The organism is Pseudomonas sp. PS1(2021) (assembly GCF_020405165.1).
In the GTDB taxonomy this organism is placed as follows: domain Bacteria; phylum Pseudomonadota; class Gammaproteobacteria; order Pseudomonadales; family Pseudomonadaceae; genus Pseudomonas; species Pseudomonas aeruginosa.
Genome location: NZ_CP084484.1, coordinates 4,367,126 through 4,379,488, shown reverse-complemented (window position 1 = coordinate 4,379,488; position 12,363 = coordinate 4,367,126). Strand labels below are relative to the sequence as shown.

General features: G+C 65.0%; 11 protein-coding genes. 7 read left to right on the top strand and 4 right to left on the bottom strand.

The features are described from left to right. Entirely contained in the window at window positions 1-1,056 is a 1,056-nt protein-coding gene (gene hisC / locus LE197_RS20980) for a histidinol-phosphate transaminase (protein WP_003098833.1), read from the top strand. A 42-nt stretch (window positions 1,057-1,098) separates the two neighbouring features. Here the strand turns inward: hisC and algW are convergent, their stop codons facing one another. After that, window positions 1,099-2,268, bottom strand: a complete 1,170-nt coding sequence (gene algW / locus LE197_RS20975; protein ID WP_003098831.1) for a Do family serine endopeptidase AlgW — start codon at window positions 2,266-2,268, stop codon at window positions 1,099-1,101. Between the two features lie 116 nt (window positions 2,269-2,384). Between algW and LE197_RS20970 the strand changes: the two genes are divergently transcribed. Then, on the top strand, window positions 2,385-3,143 hold the full coding sequence (locus LE197_RS20970; protein WP_003094318.1) for a Nif3-like dinuclear metal center hexameric protein: 759 nt from the start codon (window positions 2,385-2,387) through the stop codon (window positions 3,141-3,143). Here the strand turns inward: LE197_RS20970 and mltB are convergent. After that, a complete protein-coding gene (gene mltB, locus LE197_RS20965) occupies window positions 3,130-4,233 on the bottom strand; it encodes a lytic murein transglycosylase B (protein ID WP_003098827.1) in 1,104 nt (367 codons plus the stop codon). The genes LE197_RS20970 and mltB overlap by 14 nt on opposite strands. Before the next feature lie 343 nt (window positions 4,234-4,576). On the opposite strand from mltB, the gene cysD reads away from it, so the two are divergent. Both cysD and cysN read left to right on the top strand, forming a co-directional pair. Then, window positions 4,577-5,494 carry a sulfate adenylyltransferase subunit CysD gene (gene cysD, locus LE197_RS20960; protein WP_003094311.1) on the top strand — a complete coding sequence of 306 codons (918 nt, stop codon included), beginning with the start codon at window positions 4,577-4,579 and terminating at the stop codon, window positions 5,492-5,494. Between the two features lie 11 nt (window positions 5,495-5,505). After that, window positions 5,506-7,407, top strand: coding sequence for a sulfate adenylyltransferase subunit CysN (gene cysN / locus LE197_RS20955; RefSeq protein ID WP_003123300.1), 1,902 nt, complete (start codon window positions 5,506-5,508; stop codon window positions 7,405-7,407). 73 nt (window positions 7,408-7,480) lie between these two features. Here the strand turns inward: cysN and LE197_RS20950 are convergent, their stop codons facing one another. Beyond that, the gene (locus tag LE197_RS20950) at window positions 7,481-7,927 is read right to left on the bottom strand and encodes a YhcB family protein (RefSeq protein ID WP_003094304.1); all 447 of its coding nucleotides are present in this window, start codon (window positions 7,925-7,927) and stop codon (window positions 7,481-7,483) included. A gap of 144 nt (window positions 7,928-8,071) precedes the next feature. Between LE197_RS20950 and LE197_RS20945 the strand changes: the two genes are divergently transcribed. The 3 genes from LE197_RS20945 (at window position 8,072) to zapE (ending at window position 11,304) form a co-directional block, all read left to right on the top strand. After that, window positions 8,072-8,701 (top strand): alpha/beta hydrolase, encoded by a 630-nt coding sequence (locus LE197_RS20945; RefSeq protein ID WP_003098823.1) that lies wholly within the window; start codon window positions 8,072-8,074, stop codon window positions 8,699-8,701. Window positions 8,702-8,768: 67 nt separating this feature from the next. Continuing rightward, a complete protein-coding gene (locus tag LE197_RS20940) occupies window positions 8,769-10,115 on the top strand; it encodes a tryptophan--tRNA ligase (RefSeq protein ID WP_003112748.1) in 1,347 nt (448 codons plus the stop codon). 94 nt (window positions 10,116-10,209) lie between these two features. Beyond that, window positions 10,210-11,304 carry a cell division protein ZapE gene (zapE, locus tag LE197_RS20935; protein ID WP_003094297.1) on the top strand — a complete coding sequence of 365 codons (1,095 nt, stop codon included), beginning with the start codon at window positions 10,210-10,212 and terminating at the stop codon, window positions 11,302-11,304. Between the two features lie 64 nt (window positions 11,305-11,368). Here zapE and LE197_RS20930 read toward each other — a convergent pair whose 3' ends face one another. Next, window positions 11,369-12,331: a hypothetical protein gene (locus LE197_RS20930; RefSeq protein ID WP_003123298.1), complete on the bottom strand. Its 963-nt coding sequence runs from the start codon at window positions 12,329-12,331 to the stop codon at window positions 11,369-11,371. Between the last annotated feature and the right edge of the window lie 32 nt (window positions 12,332-12,363).

Sequence of the window (12,363 nt, the reverse complement as noted above, 5' to 3'; positions counted from 1 at the left end):
ATGAGCAAATTCTGGAGTCCCTTCGTCAAGGACCTGGTGCCTTATGTGCCGGGCGAGCAGCCGAAGCTGTCGCGGCTGGTCAAGCTGAACACCAACGAGAATCCCTACGGTCCGTCGCCACAGGCGCTCGCCGCGATGCAGGCGGAACTCAACGACGACCTGCGCCTGTATCCCGATCCCAACGGCGAGCGGTTGAAGCAGGCGGTCGCCGCGCACTACGGCGTACAGGCCAACCAGGTGTTCGTCGGCAACGGCTCCGACGAGGTGCTCGCGCACATTTTCCATGGCCTCTTCCAACACGACCTGCCGCTGCTGTTTCCGGACGTGACCTACAGCTTCTATCCGGTCTATTGCGGCCTGTACGGGATCGCGCACGAGAAGATCGCGCTGGATGAAAGGTTCCGCATCCGCGTCGAAGACTACGCGCGGCCCAACGGCGGAATCATCTTCCCCAATCCGAACGCGCCGACCGGCTGCCTGCTGCCGCTGGACGCCATCGAAGCGATGCTGAAGGCGTCGCCGGATTCGGTGGTGGTAGTCGACGAGGCCTATGTCGACTTCGGCGGCGAGAGCGCCATCGCCCTGGTCGATCGCTACCCGAACCTGCTGGTCACCCAGACGCTGTCCAAGTCGCGCTCCCTGGCCGGCCTGCGGGTCGGCCTGGCGGTCGGCCATGCCGATCTGGTCGAGGCGCTGGAGCGGATCAAGAACAGCTTCAATTCCTACCCGCTGGATCGCCTGGCGATCGCCGGCGCGGCGGCGGCTTTCGAGGACGACGCCTATTTCCGTCGGACCTGCCAGGCAGTGATCGATAGCCGCGAGGCGTTGAGCGCCTCTTTGCAGGCGCTGGGCTTCGAGGTACTACCGTCGGCCGCCAACTTCGTCTTCGCCCGTCATCCGCGGCACGATGCCGGGCAGATTGCCTCGACCCTGCGCGAGCAGGGAGTGATCGTCCGCCATTTCAAGCAGGCGCGGATCGACCAGTTCCTGCGTATCACCATCGGCAGTCCGGAGCAGAACCAGGCGCTACTGGACGCCCTGCACTTCCTCAAGTGATACGAAAACGGCGCCTGAGGGCGCCGTTTTCAATGGCGGGGATCACTCGCCGCCGTCCTGTTTCTGCTGTGGAGCCGGTGCCGGCGGCGGACGCAGGCCGACCTCGGCGGTCAGGTTGACCTTCTGTCCGTTGCGCAGCACCACGATGCTGATCTTCTGTCCCGGACGGGTGCGCGCCACCTGGTTCATCGAGCGGCGGCCGTCGCTGGCTTCCTGCTTGTCGATGGTCAGGATCACATCGCCCGGCAGCAGGCCGCCGCGTGCCGCCGGACCGTCGCGATAGACGCCGGCGACGACGATCCCGGCGGTTTCGCCGAGGCCCAGCGACTCCGCCAGTTCCGGGGTCAGCGCCTTGACCTCGACGCCGAGCCAGCCGCGGATCACCTGGCCGTGCTCGATGATCGACTGCATGACCTCCAGGGCCAGCTTGGTCGGGATGGCGAAGCCGATACCCTGGGAGCCGCCGGACTTGGAGAAGATCGCCGTGTTGATGCCGATCAGGTTGCCGGCAGCGTCCACCAGCGCGCCGCCGGAGTTGCCGGGGTTGATCGCCGCGTCGGTCTGGATGAAGTCTTCGTAGGTGTTCAGGCCGAGCTGGTTGCGTCCGGTGGCGCTGATGATGCCCATGGTCACGGTCTGGCCGACGCCGAACGGGTTGCCGATGGCGAGGCAGACGTCGCCGGTGCGAATGCCGTCGGAGCGGCCGAGGGTCATCGCCGGCAGGTTCTTAAGGTCGATCTTCAGCACGGCCAGGTCGGTTTCCGGGTCGCTGCCGACCAACTGGGCGATGGTTTCGCGGCCGTCGCGCAAGGCCACGATGATCTGGTCGGCGCCAGCGGTCACGTGGTTGTTGGTCAGCAGGTAGCCTTCCGCGCTCATGATCACCGCCGAGCCGAGGCTCGATTCCATGCGCTTCTGTTGCGGCAGGTTGTCGCCGAAGAAGCGGCGGAACATCGGGTCGTCGAACAGGGGGTGGGAGGGCTTGCTGACCATCTTGGTGGTGTACAGGTTGGCCACTGCCGGAGCCGCTCGACTCACCGCGTTGGCATAGGACACCGGGCCTTCCTGCAGGCGGCTGAGCAGAGGCGCCTGCTCGACGTGCACCTCCTGGCGTGGCAGGCCGACCAGCTCGGGGTTGTGCTGGATGATCAGCAGGGCCAGCAGCACGCCGACCAGCACGGGCCAGCCGAGGAAACGCAGGGCCTTGGGCATCGGGACAATCCTTGGGGTTGCGAGGCCGAAAAGCGGCCGATAAGGTGGCGCCCATTATAGGGGGAAGCCGTCCATTAGAGGAGCGGCGCGCCCTGCCTGAATGAAGAGGAATTTGCATGGCTATCGCCCTGAGCACCCTGGTCGAAGAGGCCGACCGTTATCTGGATGCCGCGCGCATCCAGGACTACTGCCCGAACGGCCTGCAGGTCGAAGGCCGGCCGCAGGTGCGGCGGATCGTCAGCGGGGTCACTGCCAGCCAGGCGCTGCTGGATGCCGCCGTGGAGGCCGACGCCGACGTGGTGCTGGTGCATCACGGTTACTTCTGGAAGGGTGAGAACCCCTGCGTGGTCGGCATGAAGCAACGGCGCCTGAAGACCCTGCTGAACAACGATATCAGTCTGCTCGCTTACCATCTGCCGCTGGATCTGCATCCGGAGGTGGGCAACAACGTGCAGCTCGCCCGGCAGCTCGGCTTCGAAGTGGAAGGGCCGTTGGAGCCGGGCAACCCGCGTTCCATCGTCCTCCTCGGTTCGCTTGCCGAGCCGATGCAGCCTGCCGATTTCGCTCGGCATGTGCGCGATGCGCTGGGGCGTGAGCCGCTGCTGGTCGATGCCGGTCAGCCGATCCGGCGCATCGCCTGGTGCACCGGCGGCGCCCAGGGCTATATCGACCAGGCGATCGCCGCTGGCGTCGATGCCTACCTGACCGGCGAGGTTTCCGAGCAGACCGTGCACAGCGCGCGGGAGAACGGCATCAGCTTCATCGCCGCCGGACACCATGCCACCGAGCGCTACGGGGTACAGGCGTTGGGCGACTACCTGGGCAAGCGCTTCGCCATCGAGCACTTGTTCATCGACTGTCCTAATCCTGCCTGACGACGGAGCGGTGACGCACCCGGTCGACTTCCTTGCCCAGTTCCCAGACGGCCATCGCGTAGTGGGTGCTGTGGTTGTAGCGGGTGATCACGTAGAAGTTCGGCAGGCCGTACCAGTACTGGTAGTTCCTGCCCATGTCCAGGCGCAGCAGGCTGGCTTGCCGGTGGCCGCCGAGCGGACCCCGCGGGCGTAATCCGGCGGAAGCGAGCACGTCCAGCGGGTACAGCGTCTTGAAGCCATCTTCCAGCGAGGGAGCCCGGCCACTGGCGGGAACCGCCACGCGATCGCCGCTGACCCAGCCGTGCTGCTTGAAATAGTTGGCGACGCTGCCGATGGCGTCACGCGGATTCCACAGGTCGATATGCCCATCGCCATCGAAGTCCACCGCGTACTTGGTGAATGAAGACGGCATGAACTGGCCGTAGCCCATGGCGCCGGCATAGGAACCGCGCAGGGCCAGCGGGTCGGTGCCTTCCTTGCGCGCCTGGAGGAGGAATTGCTCCAGTTCGCCGCTGAAGAATTCCGCGCGGCGAGGGTAGGAGAAGGACAGGGTGGACAGCGCATCGATGATCCGCGTCTTGCCCATCACACGCCCCCAGCGGGTTTCCACGCCGATGATGCCGACGATGATCTCCGGCGGCACGCCGTAGACGCGCGATGCCCGTTGCAGGTCGGTTTCGTATTGGTCCCAGAACAGCACGCCGTTCTGTACGTTGCCTGGCGTGACGAACTTCTTCCGGTAGCGCAGCCAGGCGCCGTTCGGTCCGCTGGGTGGGGTATAGGTCGGGGCTTGCCGGTCCATCAGGCGGATCACCCAGTCCAGGCGCTGGGTCTGGGCGAACAGATCGTGCAGTTGCTGGCGGTTGAAGCCGTGCTGGCTGACCATCCTGTCGATGAAGCGCTGTGCCGCCGGATTGTTCGCGTAATCGCCGCGCAGCGGCAGTATCGGTTGCACCGACTGGCGTACGGGGCGGGGTGAAATGACGGTGCGAGCCTGGGGTTTGGCGGCGGGTTTCGGTGGTGGCGTCGGTTCGCTGCTGCATGCTGAGACCAGAAGGAACAGGGGCAGGGCGAGGGCGGTACGGCGCATCTGGGGGCTTCTTGGCGGAATGACGATGCCCGCTATGCTAGCGCAGTGCCGCCGGCGTACAAGTCGAGCCGCCGAAAGGGGGCGGACCGTCTGCTCGCTGTCGCGGCGACGGCTTTGTCCGGTCCGGGACGATGCCGTCTCAGCTTTGTCCGCCCGGTCTGCGAAACGCCCCTGGAAAACCTCTCGACGCCAGTGTTTTCGCCGGCTGCGAGGCTGAGCGCTGATGGCTATATGGGTATATTTTTTCGGTATAAATGGCGAATCTTTTAGAGCCTTGCGCTGTGATAGAGTGCGCGTTCGTCTACGGCCCGACGGCCGTCCATAAGCAATTCCGTGAGTAGCCATGGTCGACAAACTGACGCACCTGAAACAGCTGGAGGCGGAAAGCATCCACATCATCCGCGAGGTGGCCGCCGAGTTCGATAACCCGGTGATGCTGTACTCGATCGGCAAGGATTCCGCGGTCATGCTGCACCTGGCCCGCAAGGCCTTCTTCCCCGGCAAGCTGCCCTTCCCGGTGATGCACGTGGACACCCGCTGGAAATTCCAGGAGATGTACAGGTTCCGCGATCGGATGGTCGAGGAAATGGGCCTGGACCTGATCACCCACGTCAACCCGGACGGCGTCGCCCAGGGCATCAACCCGTTCACCCACGGCAGCGCCAAGCACACCGACGTGATGAAGACCGAGGGACTCAAGCAGGCCCTGGACAAGTACGGTTTCGACGCTGCCTTCGGCGGCGCGCGCCGCGACGAGGAGAAGTCGCGGGCCAAGGAACGGGTCTATTCGTTCCGCGACAGCAAGCACCGCTGGGACCCGAAGAACCAGCGTCCCGAGTTGTGGAACATCTACAACGGCAAGGTGAAGAAGGGCGAGTCGATCCGCGTCTTCCCGCTGTCCAACTGGACCGAGCTGGACATCTGGCAATACATCTACCTGGAAGGCATCCCGATCGTCCCGCTGTACTTCGCCGCCGAGCGCGAGGTTATCGAGAAGAACGGCACGCTGATCATGATCGACGACGAGCGCATCCTCGAGCATCTCTCTGACGAAGAGAAAGCCCGCATCGAGAAGCGCATGGTGCGCTTCCGTACCCTCGGCTGCTACCCGCTCACCGGCGCGGTCGAGTCCAGCGCCACCACGCTGCCGGAAATCATCCAGGAAATGCTCCTGACGCGTACTTCCGAACGCCAGGGTCGGGTCATCGACCATGACCAGGCCGGTTCGATGGAAGAAAAGAAACGTCAGGGCTATTTCTGAGGATACGCAGCATGTCTCATCAATCCGATCTGATCAGCGAGGACATCCTCGCCTACCTGGGGCAGCACGAACGCAAGGAACTGCTGCGCTTCCTTACCTGCGGCAACGTCGATGACGGCAAGAGCACCCTGATCGGGCGCCTGCTGCACGACTCCAAGATGATCTACGAGGATCACCTCGAGGCCATCACCCGCGACTCGAAGAAAGTCGGCACCACGGGCGACGACGTCGACCTGGCGCTGCTGGTCGATGGCCTGCAGGCCGAGCGCGAGCAGGGCATCACTATCGATGTGGCGTACCGCTACTTCAGCACCGCCAAGCGCAAGTTCATCATCGCCGACACGCCCGGCCATGAGCAGTACACCCGCAACATGGCTACCGGTGCCTCGACCTGCGACCTGGCGATCATCCTGATCGATGCCCGCTACGGTGTGCAGACCCAGACCCGCCGGCACAGTTTCATCGCGTCCCTGCTGGGTATCCGGCATATCGTGGTCGCCATCAACAAGATGGACCTGAAGGGCTTCGACCAGGGTGTCTTCGAACAGATCAAGGCCGACTACCTGGCCTTTGCCGAGAAGATCGGTCTGAAGACCAGTTCGCTGCACTTCGTGCCGATGTCGGCGCTCAAGGGCGACAACGTGGTCAACAAGTCCGAGCGTTCGCCCTGGTACGCCGGCCAGTCGCTGATGGAAATCCTCGAAACCGTCGAGATCGCCGCCGACCGCAACCTCGATGACATGCGCTTCCCGGTGCAGTACGTGAACCGGCCGAACCTGAACTTCCGCGGTTTCGCCGGCACCCTGGCCAGCGGCGTGGTGCGCAAGGGCGACGAAGTGGTGGCATTGCCGTCGGGCAAGGGCAGCAAGGTGAAATCCATCGTCACCTTCGAGGGCGAACTGGAGCAGGCCGGTCCCGGCCAGGCCGTCACCCTGACCCTGGAAGACGAGATCGACGTTTCCCGCGGCGACATGCTGGTGCATGCCGACAATCGCCCGCTGGTCACCGACGGCTTCGATGCCATGCTGGTGTGGATGGCCGAGGAGCCGATGCTTCCGGGCAAGAAGTACGATATCAAGCGCGCTACCAGCTATGTGCCGGGTTCGATTCCGAGCATCGTCCACAAGGTGGACGTGAATACCCTGGAGCGGACCCCGGGCAGCGAGCTGAAGCTGAACGAGATCGCCAGGGTCAAGGTCAGCCTGGACGCGCCCATCGCGCTCGATGGCTATGAGCAGAACCGCACCACCGGCGCCTTCATCGTCATCGATCGCCTGACCAACGGCACCGTTGGCGCCGGCATGATCATCTCCGCTCCGCCGGCGGCCCATGGCAGCAGCGCTCATCACGGTTCGAATGCCCATGTGACGCGCGAGGAGCGTGCCGGCCGCTTCGGCCAGCAGCCGGCGACCGTACTGTTCAGCGGCCTCTCCGGCGCCGGCAAGAGCACCCTGGCCTACGCCGTGGAGCGCAAGCTGTTCGATATGGGCCGCGCGGTCTACGTGCTGGACGGGCAGAACCTGCGCCACGACCTGAACAAGGGGTTGCCGCAGGACCGCGCCGGACGCACCGAGAACTGGCTGCGCACCGCCCATGTTGCCAAGCAGTTCAACGAGGCCGGGTTGATCAGCCTCTGCGCCTTCGTCGCGCCGAGCGCGGAAGGGCGCGAGCAGGCCAGGGCGCTGATCGGCGCCGAGCGCCTGATCACCGTCTATGTGCAGGCGTCGCCGCAGGTCTGCCGCGAACGCGATCCACAGGGGCTGTATGCGGCGGGCGAGGACAATATCCCCGGCGAGTCCTTCCCCTACGACGTGCCGCTGGATGCCGACCTGGTGATCGATACCCAGGCGCTGAGCGTCGAGGACGGCGTGAAGCAGGTGCTCGACCTGTTGCGCGAGCGCCAGGCGATCTGATCGTCTCGCAGCCATGAAAAAGCCCCGCGGATGCGGGGCTTTTTCATGGGCGTCGGCAGGTTCGCGCAGCGCGTCAGTACTTGCCTTTCAGGCCGTAGGTGGCGTCGAGGGTGCCGGGGCTGTCCGGGCTTTTCGGCGCATAGTCCTTCGGCACTTCGCCGGAGGCCGGCGGAGTCAGGCGCTCGCGGCGCTCGGCCGGATAGGCCTCGTCGGCATGCAGCGCAGCCAGCAGGCGCTGGCGGGTCTGTTCGTCCAGGGCCAGGCGCTGGGCGCCGTCGGAGAGGTGCTCCTGCACGTCCTGGTAGCTCTGGGTCAGCTTCTTCACGAGGCTGGCGGTGGTGTTGAAATGGGTCACGACTTCGCGCTGATAGCTGTCGAAGCGGTCCTGCAGGTCGTCCATCTGGCGTTGCACCTTGTTCGGCGCGGCGTTGGGCAGCAGGCGGGCGATCAGAAAACCGATGGCGACCCCGGCGACCAGGGCGAGGGCCGGCAGCAGCCAGGCGGTGAGCGACTGTTCCACGCGAATCCTTCCTCTATAGACGGCTTTGCTTTACGTTAACGGCTTGAGTCCGAGCTGTATACCACGGCACGCGAGTAAGTGCCTGTGTCGCTTGGAGTAATCTGCTAGACGAGTCGACCCGAGCCGGGGTCACGGAGTTCCTGTTTGTCTACCCGCGAAATCCCTGTATCCATCGATGGCCCCTGCGGGCCGCTGGAAGCCCTGCACCTCGATCTGCCCGATGCCCGCGGCATCGCCCTGGTCTGCCATCCGCACCCGCTGTTCGCCGGCACCATGCAGAACAAGGTGGTCGCCACTCTGCAACGCAGCGCCCGCGATGCCGGCCTGGCGACCCTGCGTTTCAACTTCCGTGGCGTTGGCCAGAGCGCTGGCAGCTATGGCGAGGGGATCGGCGAGATCGACGACGCCGAGGCCGCCGCGCGCTGGTTGCTGGCACGCCATCCGGGGCTGCCGCTGACACTGATGGGCTTTTCCTTCGGCTCCTGCGTCGCCGGCAATCTGGCGGGTCGCCTGGAAGCGCAGGGCGTCGGGCTGGCGCGGCTGTTCATGATCGCGCCGCCGGTGGAACGCTTCGCGGTCAGCCTGCCTGCGCGTTGCCCGCTGACCGTGGTGCAGCCGGAGGACGACGACGTGGTCACGCCGGCCGCGGTATATGCCTGGAGCGAGTCCCTGGCACGACCGCACGAGCTGTTGCGGGTGGCAGAAAGCGGACATTTCTTCCATGGCAAGCTGATCGATCTGAAGGACCTGTTGCTGCCACGCCTGCAGGACTGACGTCGTCGCGCCGGCCCTGCTACCATCCGGCGCGCCATTCTTTTCTTTGCCTGACATCTGGTATCGCATGACTACTCGTATCCTGACCGGCATCACTCCTACCGGCACTCCGCACCTGGGCAACTACGCCGGCGCCATCCGCCCGGCGATCCTCGCCAGCCGTCGGAGCGACGTGGATTCGTTCTACTTCCTGGCGGACTACCACGCCTTGATCAAGTGCGACGATCCCGCTCGTATCCAGCGCTCGCGCCTGGAAATCGCCGCGACCTGGCTGGCCGGCGGCCTGGACGTCGAGCGTGCGACCTTCTACCGGCAGTCGGACATCCCCGAGATTCCCGAGCTGACCTGGTTGCTCACCTGCGTCAGTGCCAAGGGGCTGCTCAACCGCGCGCATGCCTACAAGGCCGCGGTGGACCGCAATGTCGAGGCTGGCGAAGACCCGGACGCCGGCGTGACCATGGGCCTCTACAGCTATCCGGTGCTGATGGCCGCGGACATCCTGATGTTCAACGCGCACAAGATCCCGGTCGGCCGCGACCAGGTGCAGCACGTGGAGATGGCCCGCGACATCGGCCAGCGTTTCAACCACCTGTTCGGCAACGGCCGCGAGTTCTTCGTCCTGCCCGAAGCGGTGATCGAGGAAAACGTCGCCACCCTGCCGGGCCTGGACGGGCGCAAGATGTCCAAGAGCTACGACAACACCATCCCGCTGTTCAGCCCGTCCAGGCAGCTCAAGGACGCCATCGCACGCATCGTCACCGACTCGCGCGCGCCGGGCGAGCCGAAAGACCCGGACAGTTCGCACCTGTTCCTTCTTTACTCGGCCTTCGCCAGCGCCGAACAGGTCGCCGCGTTCCGCCAGGAACTGCTCGAAGGCCTGGCCTGGGGCGAAGCCAAGCAGCGCCTGTTCCAGTTGCTCGACAACGAACTGGGCGAGGCTCGCGAGCGTTACCAGGCGCTGATCGCCAAGCCGGACGATATCGAGGACATTCTCCTCGCAGGTGCCGCCAAGGCGCGCCGCATCGCCACCCCATTCATCGCCGAGTTGCGCGAGGCAGTCGGCCTGCGCTCCCTGCGCGAGCCGCTGAAAAGTGCCGAGAGCGGCAAGAAGAAGGCCGCCAAGGCTGCGCGCCTGGTCAGCTTCCGCGACGACGACGGCAGCTTCCGCTTCCGCCTGCTGGACGCCGCCGGCGAACAGCTACTGCTGTCCCGCGCCTTCGCCGACGGCAAGGCCGCCGGTGCGGTGAGCAAGCGCCTGCTGGCTGGCGAGACTGCCGACCTGCGGGCCGAGGGCAATGCCTTTGGCCTGTGGCTGGATGGCGAGGCGGTGGCGCAGAGCCCGGCCTTCGCCGACGCCGCCGCCCGTGACGCCGCCATCGAGCGCACCCGCGAAGCGCTGGCACCGCAGGAGTAGGCAGCCCCGGTACATCCTCGACGGATGGCCGATTGCCAAGAGACGGGGTCGTCGCTAAAGTGACGGCCCCGTTTTCGTTGCATTGCTACCGATCATGACGCCCCTCGAGCGCTACCAGGCCGATCTCCAACGCCCCGATTTCTTCCACGATGCCGCACAGGCGAATGCCGTGAAGCATCTGCAACGCCTCTACGATGACCTGGTCGCCGCCGACCACGCCAAGCCCGGCCTGTTCGGCAAGCTGCTCGGCAGGAAGTCCGGCGGGCCGGTGAAGGGCCTGTATTTCTGGGGCGGCGTCGGCCGTGGCAAGACCTACCTGGTGGACACTTTCTTCGAGTCGCTGCCGTTCGAGCAGAAGGTGCGCACGCACTTCCACCGCTTCATGAAGCGGGTGCACGAAGAACTGAAGACCCTCAAGGGCGAGAAGAACCCGCTGACCATCATCGGCAAGCGCTTCGCCGACGAGGCGCGGGTGATCTGCTTCGACGAGTTCTTCGTCTCCGACATCACCGACGCGATGATCCTCGCCACCCTGCTGGAAGAGCTGTTCAAGAACGGCGTGAGCCTGGTGGCGACCTCCAACATCGTGCCGGACGGCCTGTACAAGGACGGCCTGCAACGCGCCCGTTTCCTGCCGGCGATCGCCCTGCTCAAGGAACATACCGAGATCGTCAACGTCGATAGCGGCGTCGACTATCGCCTGCGCGCGCTGGAGCAGGCCGAGCTGTTCCACTGGCCGCTCAGCGAACAGGTCGAGGAGGAGATGGCGCGCAGCTTCAAGGCCCTGACCCCGGACTGTGCCAAGGCCCAGCGCGACGAGGCGCTGATGATCGAGAACCGCGAGATCCGCGCGCGCCTGACCTGCGACGACGTGGCCTGGTTCGAATTCCGTGAGCTGTGCGACGGCCCGCGCAGCCAGAACGACTACATCGAACTGGCGAAGATTTTCCACGCCGTGCTGATCTCCAACGTCGAGCAGATGGGCGTCACCAAGGACGACATGGCGCGGCGTTTCATCAACCTGGTGGATGAGTTCTACGACCGCAGCGTCAAGCTGATCATCTCCGCCGAGGTCGAGCTAAAGGATCTCTACAGCGGCGGCCGGCTGGAGTTCGAATTCCAGCGCACCCTCAGTCGTCTGCTGGAAATGCAGTCCCACGAATACCTGACGCGTCCGCACCGGCCCTGATCCGGGGCGGAAACGAGAAAGGGGTTGCCGATGGCCACCCCTTTTTTCATGGGCGCGCGGCGTTTCAGCGCTGCGCGGTGTTCTGCTCGAAGCCGGCGAGGAGCTTCTTCGCATGGGCCACTTCGAGGGCTTCCATGGCGTTGATCGGCTTGATCGCCACGGCCTGCTTCAGTTGGGCGATGGCCTTCTCCCGCTCGTCGTCGCCGTATACGTAGGTGAGCGCGTTGGCGTACTCGTAGTGGCCGATCGGCAGGTCGTTGGCCTGGCGGAAGGAGCGGGCGAAGTACTGCTCCATCTTGTCGGCGCTGACCCCGTAGGTCATCTTGCCGACCAGCTTGCCGACCTTGCGGATCACTCCCGCCTCGTAGCCGCCGTAGAGCGCCAGGGCGAACGGCTGGTTGGGTTGCCTGGCCAGGAGAGCGTCCAGTTCCTTGGGTATTTCGCTGGTATAGCCGCGCTTGAGCACTACCGGTACCGATAGCTCCTCGGCCAGGCGCGCCTTGGCGTAGACGCTGCCGAACTGGGCGACGATATCGGCCTTGACCAGCGGGCCGGCCTGTTCGGTGTAGTCGATGACCTCTTCGAGCAGGCGCTGTTTCTCCGCCTGGTCGGGAGCCAGGAACATGGCGTAGAGCACCTGGGCGAACATCGCCGGTACCTGGCCGCCGACTCCCAAGGCCAGTCCCTGCTCCTTGGCCTTGGCGTAGTCGCCGCGGAACAGCAGGCGCCAGACATCCTGCAGTCGTGCCGCATATTGCGTGGCCTCTTCCGGCTTGCCGGTGAAGCCGGTGCCGGCCTTCACGGTCTTTTCCAGGGCATCCGGATGGGCGGTCGCCATGTTCACCACCCAGTCGGCGTCCGGATAGGGATAGTCGCCGAAGCCGCGGGTCAGGCGCGGCCAGGCTTCCTTCAACTTGTCGCCTGGATAGTCATAGGCGCTCTGGTCGTAGGGGAAGGCTTTCCAGTTGTCGGCGGCCATAGCATTCATACCGAAGAGGGCCAGGAAGGCGAGCAGATAAAGGCGCATGGCAAAGGTCCGTTCTTGTCGTTGTTCGGAAC